General features: G+C 69.8%; 3 protein-coding genes. All 3 read right to left on the bottom strand.

Annotation, left to right across the window (positions count from 1 at the left end):
- Positions 1-59 precede the first annotated feature (59 nt).
- A complete protein-coding gene (locus tag ACYVN4_RS24165) occupies positions 60-1,052 on the bottom strand; it encodes an ATP-binding cassette domain-containing protein (protein WP_460724271.1) in 993 nt (330 codons plus the stop codon).
- Entirely contained in the window at positions 1,049-14,731 is a 13,683-nt protein-coding gene (locus ACYVN4_RS24160) for an amino acid adenylation domain-containing protein (protein ID WP_460724270.1), read from the bottom strand. Before ACYVN4_RS24160 ends, ACYVN4_RS24165 begins: the two co-directional genes overlap by 4 nt.
- Before the next feature lie 340 nt (positions 14,732-15,071).
- Positions 15,072-16,715 (bottom strand): apolipoprotein N-acyltransferase, encoded by a 1,644-nt coding sequence (gene lnt, locus ACYVN4_RS24155; RefSeq protein WP_460724269.1) that lies wholly within the window; start codon positions 16,713-16,715, stop codon positions 15,072-15,074.
- Positions 16,716-16,725 lie beyond the last annotated feature (10 nt).

Raw genomic sequence — 16,725 nt, 5'->3', positions numbered from 1 at the left:
GTGGCGACCGTGCTCGTCGGCGGCGGTGGTGGGTGCGGCGGGCTCGGCGGGGAGCGTCGTCACGACAGGATCTCCTCTTGGACGGGCTCGGGCAGGATGGCGGCGGACTTGCGTTCGGCGGAGCGGCCGGTGAGCGACAGGAAGACATCGTCGAGGCTGGGCCGGTGCACGGTCGCGTCGAGGACGCACACGCCCCGGTCGTCGAGGCGGCGCAGCGCCTCGACCATGGTGCGGGTGCCGTCGCCGACGACGACGGTGAGTTCGTCTGTGCCCTCGGCGTTTTCGGGTTCGCCGATACCGACCTCGGCGAGTACCTGACGGGCCGGGCCGGGGTCCTGTCCGGCGGCGAGGGTGACGGTGAGCTTGTCACCGCCGATGGAGGTCTTGAGTTCGTCGGCCGAGCCGCGGGCGATGACGCGTCCGCGGTCGATGACGGTGATGCGGTCGGCGAGGAGGTCGGCCTCCTCGAGGTACTGGGTGGTGAGCAGGACGGTGGTGCCGTCGTCGACGAGTTCGCCGATGACGCGCCACATGTCGAGGCGGCCGCGGGGGTCCAGGCCGGTGGTCGGTTCGTCGAGCACGACCACCGGGGGTCTGCACACCAGCGCCCCGGCCAGGTCCAGGCGCCGGGCCATGCCGCCGGAGTAGGTGCCCGCCCGCCGCCCGGCCGCGTGTTCGAGGCCGAGCACGGTGAGCAGTTCCTCGGCGCGTTCGGCGGCGCTGCGATGGCTCATGCCGTAGAGCCGCGCCACCATGCGCAGGTTCTCGAATCCGGACAGGTTGGCGTCGATCGCCGCGTACTGCCCGGACAGGCCCAGGCGGGTGCGGGCCCGCGCCGGATTCTTCAGAACGTCCACGCCCGCAACGTGAACCGTGCCCGAACTCGGGCGTAGCAAGGTGGTGACGATGCGGACGGTGGTGGTCTTGCCCGCGCCGTTGGGCCCGAGCAATCCCATCACGGTGCCGGACGGGATCGCCAGATCGATCCCGTCGAGCACCCGCACCTTGCCGTAATACTTCACCAGCCCTTGGACTTCCACCGCGAGACTCATCGGTCCCCCTCCCGCCGGGCGTCGATGGCCGCCAACTGATCCCGCAACACCGGCCCGATGACGGCGAGGGATTCCGGCGTGGTCATGCCGGCGTGCGTGCAGCGCACCAGCTGGTCGTGCACCACACCGGTGACGTAGGGCTCCCAGGCGGCCGCGCAACGCTCCGGGTCGGCCCGGTTGATCTCGTCGTCGGCGGCGGTGAAGAACAGCATGTCGCCGTCGAAGATGTGCGGCGCGAACCCGTGCGCCTGTTCCGCGCCGTTCTCGTACCCGGTGTAGAGCCGTTCCAGGTGGTCGACGGTGAGGGCCGCGAACGGCCCGGATCGGCTGCGCAGCAGTTCGGCCGCCTCGTGCAGGGTCATGCGCGAGTCGATCTCGGCGTCGCCGCCGAGCAGGTCGCTGCCGAATTCGGCGATGATCGCCGACACCGACGGCACCGCCTGTTCAAGCCACTGGTCGGAGAGCTGGTAGCTGTCCATCAACCCCAGCAGCGCGACCTCGTCGCCGCCCTGCTGCAGCTGCACGGCCACCTCGTGGGCGATGAGCCCGCCCAGCGACCAGCCCAGCACGTGGTAGGGCCCGTGCGGCTGCACGGACTTCATGTGCGCCACATAGTATTTCGCGGCCTCAGCGATGGTGCTGTGGCTTTCCTCGCCCGCCACGTGCGGCGCCTGCAACCCGTACACCGGCCGTTCATGCGGCAGGTGCGACAGCAGCCCGGCGAAGCACCAGGACAGACCGATCGCCGGATGCACACAGAACAGCGGCGCCACATCGGAATCCGTGCCCGGACGCAGCGGCAGCACCGCGCCCAGCGCCGCGGCCAGTGCGGCCCCAGCATCACCCTTGGCGTCGGCGAGCCGCCCGGCGATGGCCGCCGGGGTGGAGTCGCCGAACATGGCCTGCACCGGCAGGTCGATGCCCTCGGCCCGCAGCGCCGCCACCACCTTGGTGGCCAGCAGCGAGTTGCCGCCGAGTTCGAAGAACCCGTCGTCGGCGCCGACCAGGCGCGGGGAGTCGGACTGGTCCATGCCCAGCACCTGCGCGAAGGCGGCACACAGCGCCGCTTCGATCGGCGTGGACGGGGCCCGGTAGCCCTCGCGGGCCGCGAACACCGGTTCCGGCAAGGCCTTTCGATCCAGCTTGCCGACCGGTGAGAGCGGCACCCGGTCCAGCAGCATGATCGACTGCGGGACCATGTAGTTGGGCACCAGTTCGGCCACGTGCGCGGTCAACTCGGCCGGGCTCGGCGCGGTCCCGTTGCGCGGCTTCACATACGCCACCAGCGCGGTGGATCCGGCCGGGGTGCGATGCCCGATGGTGGTGGCGAATTCCACCGCCCCGTGCTTGGCCAGCGCCGCGTCGATCTCACCGAGTTCGATGCGGAAGCCGCGGATCTTGACCTGATGATCGGTGCGGCCCACGTACTCCAGATCCCGTGCGCGCCCGCCGCGTTCGACCCACCGCACCAAGTCACCGGTGCGGTACATGCGCTCGCCCGGCTTGCCGAACGGGTTGGCCACGAAGCGTTGCGCGGTCATCCCGGGCCGCCGCAGGTAGCCGCGTGCCAGGGCGGCACCGGCCAGATGCAGTTCACCGGTGACCCCGCCGGGCGCCGGGTGCAGGCGCGCGTCGAGCACGCTGGCACCCACGCCGCGGATGGGTCCACCGATGGTGATGTGCCCGCCGGGTGCCATAGGCTGCGAAATCACCGTCACGATGGTGGTTTCCGTCGGCCCGTACACGTTGTAGAGCTTGCGGCCCGGGGCCCACCGGGTGACCAGATCCGGTGGCAGCGCCTCGCCGCCGACCAGCACGTGCCGCAGTGCGGTCACGCCGGTCGGGTCGACGGTGCCCAGCGCCGAGGTGGTGATGAAGGCATGGGTGATGCCTTCCTCGATGAACACCTGCCCCAGTTCCTGCCCGCCGACCACGCCGGGTGGGGTGATCACCAGGGTGGCCGCGCCGCCGAGGGCGAGCAGCAGGTCGAGCATGGCGGCGTCGAAACTCGGTGTCGCGAAGTGCAGGACGCGGCAGCCGGGTCCGACGTCGAAGCGGTGCGCGGTCTCGGCGGCGAAGTTGGACAGGCCGCCGTGGGTGACGACGACACCCTTGGGGATGCCGGTGGACCCGGAGGTGTAGATGACGTAGGCCGGGTTGTCCATGCGCAGCGCGGTGGTGCGTTCGCTGTCCACGATCGGCGCGTCGGAGGTGGCGAGCACGCGCCGCCGGAACGACGGCGCGTCGAGCACGGTCCAGTTGGCCCCGTCGGGCATGCGCTCCCGATACGACGACAGCGTGATGCCGACGGCCGCACCGGAATCCAGCAACATGTGGCTGATGCGCTGTTCGGGGTAGTTGGGGTCGACGGGCACGAACGCGGCCCCGGCCTTGGCGATGGCCAGCATGACGGCCACCGATTCGGCCGAGCGCGGAATCCCCATGGCGACCAGGGTTTCCGGGCCGACTCCGTAGCCGATAAGCACCCGGGCGAGCCGGTTGGTCCAGCGGTCGAGGGCGTCGTAGGAGATCTGGGTGCCCGCCGAGCGCACGGCGATGGCCGAGCGGTTGAGGTTGGCGGCGGCCTCGAACACCTCGGGGAAGGTGATGGGCAGCCCGGGTTCGGTGCCGCGCACCGGTGCCAGCGCCGACCATTCGGCCGAGTCGAGGAGTTCCAGATCGCCCACGGCGGTGGCCGGATTCGCGGCGGCCGCGCCGAGCAGTCGCACGAAACGCTGTGCGAGCCGCTCGGCGGTGACCGCCTCGAACAGGTCGGCGGCGTAGTTGACCGACACCGTGATGCCGTCGGGTTGCCGTTGCTCCGTCCAGGATTCGGTGAGGGTGAACTGCAGATCGAATTTGGCGATGCCCGGATCGGCGTCGTCGGCCTCGATGCGCATGCCCGGCAGTTCCAGGACCCGGACGGGCTGGTTCTGTACCGACAGCATGACCTGGAACATCGGGTGATGTGCTTGCGAGCGCACCGGATTGAGCACCTCGACCAGGCGCTCGAACGGCACGTCGGCGTGCGCGAAGGCTTCCAGGTCGGTGTCGCGGACCGCGTGCAGCAGGTCGGCGAACGCGGCCCCGCCGTCGAGGTGGGTGCGCAGCACCAGCGTCCCGACGAACATGCCGACGAGGCGGTCCAGCGCCGGATGTCCGCGTCCCGCAATGGGTGTGCCGACGGCGATGTCGTCCCCGGAGGTCAGTCGATGCAACAGTGCAACCAGTGCCGCGTGCAGCACCATGAACATGGTGACGCCGTGCTCGGCCGCGAGGGCCTGCAGCTCACGGTGGGTGAACGCGTCGAGGGTGCATTCGACGGTGCCGCCGCGGTAGGTCGGAACCGGCGGTCGTGGCCGATCTGCAGGCACTGCAAGCAGTTCCGGCAGTCCGTCGAGGGCGCGTCGCCAGTAGTCGAGCTGGCGGCTGATCACCGACTCCGGATCGTCCTCGCGGCCCAGCACATCCTGCTGCCACAGCGTGTAATCGGCGTACTGGATGGGCAGTTCGGGCCATTCCGGTGCGGTCTTGCCGCTGTGCGCCCGGTAGGCGGCGGCCACATCGGCGGCCAGCGGCTGCAGCGACCAGCCGTCCATGGCGATGTGATGCACCACCAGCACGAGCACGTGCTCGGTCTTGCCGCCCGCGATGCGCAGCAGGGCCGCGCGCAGCGGAATATCGGTGGCCAGGTGGAACCCGCCGGCGGTGACCCGGCGAATCTCGTTGGGCACCTCGGTTTCCGACACGGTCCGCAAGGGCAGGCTGACCGCGGCCTCGCCCGGTTCCAGGATCTGCTGGCAGGGTTCGCCGTCGATCTCGGGGAAGACGGTGCGCAGCGTTTCGTGGCGGCGCTGCACCTCGTGCAGGGCCGCACGCAGTGCCGGGATGTCGAGTTCGCCGTGCAAGCGCAGGGCGACGGGAACGTTGTACGCCCCCACCGCTTCTCCCTGCTCCCCCGCATTGAACTTCTCCAGGAACCACAGCCGTCGTTGCGCCGCGGAGAGCGGAATCTGCGCGGGCCGCGTGCGTTTGCGCGGTTCGGGCCGCAGATCCGCCGAGGTGGACCCCGTATCGAGAGCCGTCGCGAGACCGGCCACGGTCGGCGCGGCGAACACGGTCCGCACCTCCAGGCGTACCCCGGTGGCGGTGGCGAGCCGGGCCACCAATTGCGTGGCCAGCAGCGAGTTTCCGCCGACCTCGAAGAAGCTGTCGTCCGCGCCCAGCGCCTCGGCCCCGACCAGCTCCCCCATCACCTCGGCGACCAGTCGCTCGGTCTCGGTCTCCGGATCACGGGAGACCACCGCGACGACGGCCTGCGGTTGCGGCAGCGCGTCGCGGTCGAGCTTGCCGACCGGGGTGAGCGGAATGTGGTCGAGCAGGGTGATGGCCGACGGAACCATGTGCGCCGGAAGGTGCTTGGCGCAGTGCGCGCGCACCTCCTCGAGGTCCGGTGCCGCGGTGACGTCGATCGGCAGCGCGTAGGACACGATGCGCTGCACCCCGGCGATCTCGCGAACCTCGGTGTGAGCGAAACGGATCGCGCGGTGGGTGGTGAGCACGGCGTCGATCTCGCCGAGCTCGATGCGGAAACCACGCACCTTCACCTGGTGATCGCTGCGGCCCAGGTACACGATGTCCCCGGCCGCGGTCCAGCGCACCACGTCACCGGTGCGGTACAGACGCGCCCCCTCGGGACCGTACGGGTCGGCCACGAAACGGGCGGCGGTCAGCGCGAGCCGGTCGAAATAGCCGCGCGCGCCGCCCTGTCCACCGATGTACAGCTCGCCGGGCACACCGACCGGAACCGGCCGCAGGCGTTCGTCCAGCACCAGCGCGCGGGCGCCGCGCACCAGATTACCGATGGTGACGGGTTCGCCGACGACCAGCGGTCCGGCGATGGTGACCACCACGGTGGTCTCGGTCGGCCCGTACCCGTTGAACATGGTGCGCCCGGGTGCCCAGCGCGCCACCAGTTCCGGACCGCAGGCTTCGCCGCCGACCATGACCGCCCGCAGGTGCGGCAGCGCCCAGCGTTCCCGATCGATGGTGGCCAGCGCCGCCGGTGTCATGAAGGTGTGGCTGATCTCTTCGCGGTCCATGAGCGCGGCCAGTTCGTCGCCGCCGTACACATCCGGTGGGACGATCACCATGGTGGCGCCCGCGCCGACCGCCAACAGCAGGTCGAAGATGGCGGCGTCGAAGCTCGGGGACGAGAAGTGCATGGTCCGCGAGTCTCGGTCGACCCGCATGCGCTCGCGGATCTCGTCGGCGAAGTTGGACAGGCCGCCGTGGGTGACGGCCACGCCCTTGGGTTTTCCGGTGGAGCCGGAGGTGTAGATGACGTAGGCGAGGTCGGCGGTCCACAGGGTGGAGGCCCGTTCGGCGTCGGTGATCGGTCCGTCGTCGAGCACCTCGAGTTCGTCGAGGAGGACGGCGTCGTCGAGCAGCAGCCAGTCGACCTGGTGGTCACCGGCGGCGGCGTACAGGTCCGGTGCGTGCTCGGTCATGCTGATGCCGACCCGGCAGCCGGAGTCGGTGAGCATGTGCCGCACCCGATCCGCGGGATAGTTGGGGTCGACGGGCACGAACGCGGCCCCGCACTTGGCGACGGCCAGCGCCGACAGCACCGACTCCACCGACCGGGTCAACCCGAGCGCCACCCGGTCGCCGGGGCCCAGGCCGCGGTCGATGAGGGCTCGCGCCAACCGGTTCGAGTAGACGTCCGATTCCAGGTACGTCAGTTCGGTGTCGTCGAAGCGCAGGAACACCCGGTTGGCATTGAGGTGCGCGGTGGCCGCGAAGTAGGCGGCCAGGCTGCACTGCGGTTCGGGCGCAGGACCCCAGGCGGGCGTGAGCATCTCGCGTTCGAGCGCGGTGCGGGCGTCGATGTCGCGGACGCGGCGGCGCGGGTCGGCCGTGATCGCGTCCAGCACCCGGACCAGGCGTTCGGCCAGAGTTTCGACGCTCGACTGGTCGAACAGTTCGGCGGCGTAGACGAATTCGAAGGCCCGATCGTGCGCTCCGGCGTCACCCGAACCGGGCAGCACCCGCAGTTCCAGATCGAACTTGGCCAGCGCGATGTCGAGTTCCTCGGCCTGCAGCGACAATCCGGGCAGCCGCAGCGCGGGCACGGGCGTGTCCTGCACCGTGAGCGCGACCTGCAGCAGCGGGCGCGCCCCGAAACGGCGTGCGCCTTCTCCTGCGTCGGACTGCAGTTCCTCCACGACCCGCTCGTACGGCACCTCGGCGTGTGCCATGGCGGCCAGTTCGGTGTCGCGGTCGGCCTGCAGCAGTTCGGCGAAGGACCGGTCGGGATCGACGTCCGAGCGCAGGATCAGCGTATTGACGAACATGCCGACCAGGTCGTCGAGCCGGGTGTCGGTGCGCCCGGCCACCGGGGTGCCGATGACCACGTCGCGGCCGCCGGTGACGGCCCGCAACAGCACCGCCAGGGTGGAGCGCAGCACCATGAACAGGCTGACCCCGTGGCTGCGGGCGACGTCGGCAAGCTTGCGCTGCAACGCCTCCGGCACCTCGAAACGCACGGCTCCGGCCCGACCGGTGGGTTCGGCGGGGCGCATCCGGTCGTAGGGCAGCGGCAGTTCCTCGGGCAGATCGGCCAGCGCGGCGCGCCAGTAGGCCAGCTGCGCGGCGGCGGCGCTCTCGGCGTCGCTGTCGCGGCCGAGGATTTCGCGCTGCCACAGGCTGAAGTCGGCGTACTGCACCGGCAGTGGCGTCCAGGCCGGGGCCGCACCGCCGTGGCGGGCGGTGTAGGCGATGGCCAGGTCCCGGGTGAGCGGGGCCAGCGACCAGCCGTCGGCGGCGATGTGGTGCAGCGCGATGCCGAGCAGGTGCCGTCGATTCCCGGTGCGCAGCAGGGTCATTCGCAGCGGGATCTCGCGGGTCAGGTCGAAGCCGCGCCGGGCCAGCGAGCGCAGCGCGGTGCGCGCGCCGACCTCGTCGGTCTCGACGGCGTCCAGGACCGGCAGGCAGCGGGCGGTGTCGAGCACCAGCTGGTAGGCGCCCTGCTCGTCCTCGGGGAAGACGGTGCGCAGCACCTCGTGGCGTTCCACGATGTCGGCCAGCGCGGCCCGCAGCGCCTCGATGTCCGGATCGCCGTCGATCCGCAGCACGAATGCGATGTTGTAAGCACTGGATTCGGGGGAATATCTGTTGAGGAACCACAGTCGCTGTTGCGGCAGCGACAGTGGTACGCGCTCCGGGCGCGGTGAGTGCACAGCCAGCGCGACACGCTGCGTCCGGGGCGCTTCCGCAAGCTTGGCCGCGACACCCGCCACGGTCGGTGCCTCGAACACGGCCCGCACCGGCAACTCCACCCCGAATTCGGTGTGCAGGGCCGCGGTCAGACGCGTGGCGAGCAGCGAGTTGCCGCCGATCTCGAAGAAGTTGTCCTCCGCGCCGGGCACGGTGCCGCCCAGCACCGTGCCGAACACGAGCGCGACCTGTTGTTCCAGTTCGGTTTCCGGGGCGCGGGTGGGTGCGGCGGCCACGAAGACCGGCGCGGGCAGCGCCTTGCGGTCGAGCTTGCCGGACGGGGTGACCGGCACGGTCTCGAGGATGGTCAGCGCCGAGGGCACCATGTAGCCGGGCAGCCGCCCGCGCGCGGTCTCGAGCACCGCGGCCGCATCGAGTTCGGTGTCGGCGGTGAGATACGCGACCAGACGCGGGATTCCGCGTTCGTCGTGATGCACCAAGGTCAGCGCGAAGGTGACGCCCGGATGCCCGGCCAGCACGTGGTCGATCTCGCGCAGTTCGATGCGGAAGCCGCGGATCTTGATCTGGTCGTCGGCGCGGCCCAGGAAGCGCAGCTGCCCGGTGCCGTCGGCGACCACGAGATCGCCGGTGCGGTACATGCGTTCGCCGCGCCGCCCGTGCGGGTTGGCCGGGAAGCGTTGCGCGGTCAGGCCGTGGCGGCCCAGGTAGCCGCGCGCGAGACCGGGTCCGGACAGGTACAGCTCACCCGCGACGCCCGGCGGCACCGGGTGCAGGCGGCCGTCGAGCACGAACAACCGCATGCCGCGCACCGGGAGACCGATGGGTACCGGCCGTCCGGCGAGCATGGGTCCGGTGGCGGTGGCGGCGACGGTGGCCTCCGACGGCCCGTACATGTTGTGCATGCGCCGCGCCGGGTGCCCGGGCCGGGAATCCGGTGCGGTCCAGACCTTCACGAGTTCCTCGGGGCAGGCTTCGCCACCGACGATGACGGCCTCGAGGTCGGGCAGGTCGTCGCTCGGCACGGTACCCAGGGCTGCGGGCGTGACGAAGGCGTGCGTTACCCGCTCTTCGCGCAGGATGCGCGCGAGTTCGATGCCGCCGAAGATGCCCGCGGGCGCGACCACGATGGTGGCCCCGGCCGCGAAGCCCAGCAGCAATTCCAGCACCGACGCGTCGAAGCTCGGCGACGAGAAGTGCAGGGTGCGAGCCGAATCGGTGACCTTGAACAGATGCATCTGCTCGTGCGCCAGCGACGCGATGCCCGCATTGGTGACCACCACGGCCTTGGGCCGGCCGGTGGAACCGGAGGTGTAGATGAGGTACGCGGGTCCGCCGGTGCGCAGCGGGTGGTGGCGGTCAGCATCGGTGACCGCGGTCGCCGGGAACTGCGCGCATTCCTCGGCCAGCTGCTCGGAGCCCAGCAGCAGCCAGTCCACGTAGTTCTTGCGGTGTCTGCCTCGGTTGCGGGGCCAGTCGGGCATGTCGGCGTGCCGCTCGGCATCGGTGATGGCGAGCATGGCGCCGGAGTCGGCGAGCATGTGGGCGATGCGGTCGGCCGGGTAGTCCGGGTCGATCGGCACATACGCCGCACCGGTTTTCGCGACCGCCCACACCGCGAGAATGCTGTCTACGCCGCGCGGCAGCGCGATGGCCACCACCACCTCGGGGCCCGCGCCGTGCTCGATCAGCACCCGCGCCAAGCGGTTGGACCGCTCGTCGAGCTCGCGGTAGGTGGTGTCGGTGCCCAGGTACCGCACGGCCACGGCGTCGGGGACGCGTTCGGCGGTGTCGGTGAGCAGCCGGGCCAGCGTGACGGCGGGTTCGGCGGGAGAACCCATGATGGGGACCAGTTTCGCGGTCTCCCGGGTGTCCAGCAGCGGCAGATCGCCCACGGGAACGGACGGGTCGGCGACGGCCGCGGCGAGCACCGCACCGAAACGGCGTGCGATGGCCTCGACGGTGGCGTGGTCGAAAACGTCGGCCGCATAGCCGAATTCACCGGTGAGCGAGGTCTCCTCGCCCGGGGTTCCGGCGGGTTCGTGCACGGTGAGCTGCAGGTCGAACTTGGCGATGTCGGTGGCCATCTCGACCACTTCGGTGTCCACGCCCGGCAGGTCGATCCGCAGTTCGGGGCTGCTGTCGTAGGACAGCATGACCTGGAACAGCGGGTGCCGGGCCGCGGACCGTTCCGGGTTGACGACCTCGACCAGCCGCTCGAAGGGCACGTCGGCATTGGCGAAGGCATTGAGGTCGGTATCGCGGACCTCGGTGAGCATGCGGTCGAAACCGGCCGCCGGATCCACCCGGGTGCGCAGCACGAGGGTGTTGACGAACATGCCGACAAGCTCGTCGAGCGCGGGATCGCTGCGCCCGGCGATCGGGGTGCCGATCGCGATATCGGTGGTGTTGCACAGGCGCGCAAGCACTGTCGCCAGCGCGGCATGCAACACCATGAAGGTGGAGACGCCGCGTTCGGCGGCGACGGCGGCCAGCGCGGTGCGGGTGGACGCGGGAATGGTGAACTCGACGGTGCCGCCGTCGGTGGAACGCGGCCGCGGGCGCGGGCGGTCCAGCGGCAGGTCCAGCTGATCGGGCAGATCGGCCAGGGCGGCACGCCAGTAGGCGAGCTGCCGGGCCAGGGCGCTGGCCGGATCGGCTTCGTCGCCGAGCAGTTCGCGTTGCCACAGCGCGAAATCCGCGTACTGCACCGGCAGTGGCGTCCACGCCGGGGCGACGCCACCGGCGCGGGCGGCGACGGCGGTCATGATGTCGCGGGTCAGCGGGGCGATGGACCAGCCGTCACCGCTGATGTGGTGCAGCACCATCAGGAACAGGTAGGAGTCGGGACCGGTGGCGTAGAGCGCCACCCGCACCGGGGCCTGACTGCGCAGATCGAAACCGTACCCGGCGAATTCGGTGGCCAGCGCCACCACGTCGGCGTTCACGGCGTCGATCGGATCGAGGGTGAGCGGGATCTCGGCGGCCGGATGCACCAGCTGGCAGGGGCCGTCGGGGGTGTCGGGGAAGGTGGTGCGCAGGCTCTCGTGCCGGGCCAGCACATCCACCAGACCGGCGCGCAGCGCCGAGATGTCCAGGGGCCCGGTGAGTTTCACCGCCAGCGGCATGTTATAGGCGGCCGCATGCTCTGCGAAACGGTTGAGGATCCACAGTCGCTGCTGGGCGAGGGAGAGCGGAACATGTTGCGGGCGTGGGCTGGCCACCAGCTTCGGCGACGCCTGTTCGGGGCGCGCGTCGGCCAGCCGTGCCGCGAGTGCGGTGACGGTGGACGATTCGAACAGATCGCGGATGGTGAGCGAGACGCCGAGGGCGGCATTGACCCGGGCGACCGCCCGGGCGGCAGTCAGCGAGTTGCCGCCCAGATCGAAGAAGCTGTCCTGGACATCGAATTCGTCGGTGCCGAGCACCTCCGTGAAGATGCCGGTGAGCTGACGCTCCACCTCGTTGCTCGGGGCGGAGGCGGGCCGGGCGGCGGTGCGACGCGCGCCCGCGTCGGGTGTGGGCAGGGCCTTGCGGTCGACCTTGCCGTTGGCGCTCAGCGGTAGTTCGTCGAGGACCATCAGCAGCGACGGCACCATGTAGCCGGGCAGGGTGCGCCGCAGACCGGCGCTCAGTTCGGCCGGATCGAGCGGGCCTACGCCGGGCGCGGCCACCGCGTAACCGATGAGCTCGTCACCGCCGCGGCCACGCCGAGCCACGCAGACCGCGCGCGCTACCCGCTCGTCGGCGAGCAGGGCGGCTTCGATCTCGCCGAGTTCGATGCGCAGGCCGCGCACCTTGACCTGGAAGTCGCTGCGGCCCAGGTACTCCAGCACGCCGGAGCGGCCGCTGCCGCGCCAACGCACCAGGTCACCGGTGCGATACATGCGGGTGCCGGGGGTGAACGGGTTGGCCACGAACCGGTCGGCCGTCAGCGCGCCGCGGCCGAGGTAGCCGCGGGCGAGCTGCACGCCCGCCAGATACAGCTCACCCACGACACCGGGGGCGACCGGCTGCAGGCGCGCGTCGAGCACATAGGTGCGGGTGTTCCAGATGGGTGCGCCGATCGGCACCTCGGTGCTGCCCGGGGTGCAATGCCAGGCCGTCACGTCGACCGCGGCCTCGGTGGGACCGTAAAGGTTGTGCAGCTGCGGTGCTTCCGGGCCCGTGCCCAGGGCGGCGTGGAATTCCGCGACGGTCGCCGCGGGCAGCGCCTCACCGGAGCAGAAAACGCGTTCGAGGCCGGTGCAGCCCGCGACATCGGTGTCGGTGAGGAACACCGACAGCATGGAGGGTACGAAATGGGCGGTGGTGACGCCCTTCTCGGCGATGATCCGGGCCAGGTAGCCGGGATCGCGGTGCCCGTCGGGGGCGGCGATGACCAGGCGTGCGCCGATCTGCAAGGGCCAGAAGAACTCCCACACCGACACGTCGAAGGTGGCGGGCGTCTTCTGCAACACCACGTCCGAGCTGTCGAGCGGGTAGGCGTGCTGCATCCAGCGCAGCCGGTTCACGATGGCGGCGTGGGTGACACCGACACCCTTGGGCTTCCCGGTGGAGCCGGAGGTGAAGATGACGTAGGCCAGGTGATCCGGGCGCAACGGGGCGTGCCGGTCGGCGTCGGTGACCGGCCGGCCGGAGCGCTGCGCCAGGTCGGCGGTGTCGATATCGAATCGCGGTGCGGTGCGCGGCAGTTCGAGCCGGTCACGCGCCGTGGTGAGCACGCACAGCGGGCGCGCCTGCTCCAGGATGGCCTGGATGCGGTCGGCCGGGTGGTCCGGATCGATGGGCAGGTAGGCCGCACCCGCCTTCACGATGGCGTACATGCCGATCAGCAGGTCCAGGCTGCGGCGCACGGCCAGCCCGACCTGGGTGTCGGGACCCGCACCGCGCGCGATGAGTTCGCGCGCGAGCCGGTTGGCGCGCTCGTCGAAGGCGGCGTAGGTGAGAGTGTCCCCCTCGTAGTCCAGGGCGACGCGGCCCGCGGACATGGCGGCGCGGTCGGCGAACAGTCCGGCCAGGGTGCCTTCCTGGCGGGCCACCTGGGTCGAATTCCATTCGTGCAGGACGCGTTCGCGTTCCAGCTCGGTGAGCACCGGCATGTCGGCGATGACGGTGGTCGGGTCGACGGCGACGAAGCGGGCCAGGTAGTCCAGGAAACGCCCGTGGTGCATGGACAGTTCGGCATCGCCGTAGAGGCGCGGGTTGGCCTCGAAGTCGATGTGGATGCGATTGCCCAGCCCGTTGTACAGGTTGATCGAGAGGTCTTCGACCGGTCCGGTGGACAGCACATTGATCGAGCCCATCAGGCTGCCGAACTTGAGCTCACTGTGGAAGAGCATCAGGTTGACCATGGGCCCGAAGAAGCCGCGCGAATCCCGGGAATAGCCGCAGTCCCTGCGAATGTCGTCGCTGCGGTAGCGCTGATGCCGCAGCGCGCCGGTGATCTGCAGTTCGATGGCGCGCACGGTGTCCGCGACGGTGTCGGTGTCGGCGAACTGCACGCGGATGGGCACCACATTGGAGACCACACCGCCCGAACGCCGCAGCGCGACCGTGGTGCGCGCGGAGACGGGCAGACTCAGCACCACATCCTGGGTGCCGGTGACGGCACGCACGTATCCCGCGAGGGCGGCGACGAACAGTGCCGAGGAGTTGGAGTTGTGCGCGGTGGCGGCGGCTTCGATGGCGGCCTCGACATCGCGGCCGATCACGGCGGTGGCGCTGCGGCGGCCCGCATCCGAGACCACGGGCAGCGAACCGTTGGCCGACAGCGTGATCGGCTCCCCGGCCCCGGTCAGCTGGGTGCGCCAGTAGTCGCTGTCCGTGACGAAACGACTGGTATCCCGGTAGCGGTTCTCATCGGCGTAGATCGTCGCCAGTGGGGTGGCGCGCGAGACCACCGGCTCGGTCTGGTTCTCCAGTGCCGTATAGATCTCGGCGGCGCGGGTGGTGCCGTTCATGGCGCCGTAGCCGTCGATGACTATGTGGTGGCCGCGGGTGTACCAGATCCAGTCCGAATCCCCGACGCGCAGCACCACATTGATGGTGAGCGGATCGTGCTCGATATCGATGGGCGAGCTGGCGTGCTCGTTCATCCAGGCGCGTGCCGCCGCCTTCGGGTCGGATTCCTCGCGCAGATCGATACGCGCCCAACCCGGTCGCCAGGTCGGGTCGATGACCTGGTGCGGGACGCCGTCGATCTCGAGCAGCCGCACGTGGCCGACTTCGCTCTCGGAGCCGAACCGTTCGATCGCGTACAGCAACCGGCCCACATCCAGATCGCCGTGGATCTCCACGAATTGCGCGATGGTCAGCGGAATGTCGGGTCGGATGCGCTGGGCGTACCAGAGGGCTGACTGCGCGGGAGAAAGCGCGAAGGGTTGAGCCGAGAATTCACCCGAAGAACATTGGTCGACACGGTCGGTGGCCAATGAACTCATCAAACACTCCGTTCTGACGCTGTTAGACGCAACTCCCCGAGCCCGAAAATCAAAAACGGTGGGTCCCCCGGGTCCGGCGTTCGCGCGCACGCGCGAACCGTAGGACGTGGCCCACGCCCTATGATTCGGAGCATCACGCCGAGCGGATCGGTGGTGATCTCGAGTTGCCCGCAACGAACAGCGTTGGCGGAGCGAAGATTTAGTTCAGTTACCTCATAGCAAACCTCGCGATACGCGCTAAACTCGCATAAGGAAACCGCACGAACTCGGACATATCGGAAATCCGATCAAGTCCCGGCAATGATGTGGCGAATTTATCCGCCGGTGCGGGACGGCCCTCTCACACGTGCCCGCGACTGCGCCGAATCAGCGCCACCACGGTGGCAGCCGCGGCCAGGATACACAACAACACCTCGGGCGCGGGGCCCAAACGGGTCGCGAGTGTCGTGTTGTCGCGCAGCGGCAGCGTCGCCACCAGCGCCGCGGGCACGAACTGCGGCGTCTGCTGCTGGATGGCGCCGTCGGCGGTGATCATCGCGCTCACGCCGGTGGTCACCGAAACCACCACGGCGCGACCGTGCTCCACCGCACGCACGCGCGACATGGCCAGCTGCTGATAGGTCATCTCGCTGCGGCCGAAGGTGGCATTGTTGGACGGGACGGTGAGAATCTGCGCGCCCGCGCGCACGGACTGCTCGAAGGCGCGGTCGAAAGCGACTTCGTAGCAGGTCGCTACGCCGATGGCGACCTTGTCGCCGCCGCCCGCGGGCTGCACGTGCACCACGCCGTCACCCTTGCCGGGGACGAAATAGCCTGCGCGATCGGCGTATTCGGAGAAGTGGCGGAAGAAGCTGCGGTAGGGCAGATATTCGCCGAAAGGCTGGATGATCTTCTTGTCGTGCCGCTCACCGGGCCCGGCGTCACCGTTCCAGACGATGACCGAGTTGGTGGTGGTGCGATCGGCGTTGACCAGCACCGCGCCGACCAGGATGGGCGCCTTCACATCCACGGATGCCTGCGAGATCTCCTGCGCGGCATCGGCATTGCGCAGCGGGTCGATATCGGAGGAGTTCTCCGGCCAGATCACCACGTCCGGCTGCGGGAACTTGCCGGCCGCGATCTCGCGGGCCAGTTCCTCGGTGCGGTTGACGTGATTGTCGAGAACGGCGCGGCGCTGGGCGTTGAAATCCAATCCCAGTTCCGGCACGCTGCCCTGGATGGCGGCGACCGTGATCGGCCGGTTGCCGTCCTCCGGGCCGGGCAGCGCGGTCCGGAGGATCACTCCGGTAACCGGAACTATAGCCACAAGCATTGTCGCAGCAACAATCCGGTTCCACGATGTGAGACGGACCGGTCCCCATCTGGGCGTATTCGATGTGACCGCAGCCACTTCCGGGCTATCGGCCTCGGCGCCTCGCAACCTTCGCAAAACCACCAGTGCGAGGGCGGCCAGCAGGGTGCCGGTGAGCGCCACCGCGAAGCTCACCAGCGGCGCTCCGCCGATCATCGCGAACGGCAGGTACCACCCGTCGGCCTGCCCGAAAGCCAGCTTCCCCCAGGGAAATCCACCAAAGGGAAAACTCGACCGCACCCACTCCGCCAGCGACCACGACGCCGCCACCCACACCGGCCACCCCGGCAACGACGCCACCCACCGCGTCAACAGCCCGAACAACCCCACATACAGCGCACACACCGCCGACAGCGCCAGCCACGGCACCGGCCCCACATAAATCCCCGTCCACGGCAACAACGGCAGAAAGAACCCCAGCCCCGCCACAAACCCCAACCCGAAAGCCCCACGCGCCCGGACAGTTCCACGCACCGCAAGCGTCAGCAGCGCGATCCCGACCGGCGCCAGAAACCACAACGTCCGCGGCGGAAAACTCGCGAACACCAGCACCCCGGCGATAACCGCCGTGATCAGCCGTGTCAGTCCCGGACGCGATTGCGTCCACTCGAGTAGTCGGTTCGTCGACGACATCGCACGGTTC

Source organism: Nocardia heshunensis (assembly GCF_054782115.1).
The sequence above is the reverse complement of the archived record's forward strand: the minus strand, read 5'-3'. Positions and strand labels throughout refer to the sequence as shown.

Bases quoted from the DNA above. Each gene is read 5' to 3' on its own strand.
- ACYVN4_RS24165 (WP_460724271.1), bottom strand. From the start codon at position 1,052: ATGAGTCTCGCGGTGGAAGTCCAAGGGCTGGTGAAGTATTACGGCAAG.
- ACYVN4_RS24160 (WP_460724270.1), bottom strand. From the start codon at position 14,731: ATGAGTTCATTGGCCACCGACCGTGTCGACCAATGTTCTTCGGGTGAA.
- lnt (WP_460724269.1), bottom strand. From the start codon at position 16,715: ATGTCGTCGACGAACCGACTACTCGAGTGGACGCAATCGCGTCCGGGA.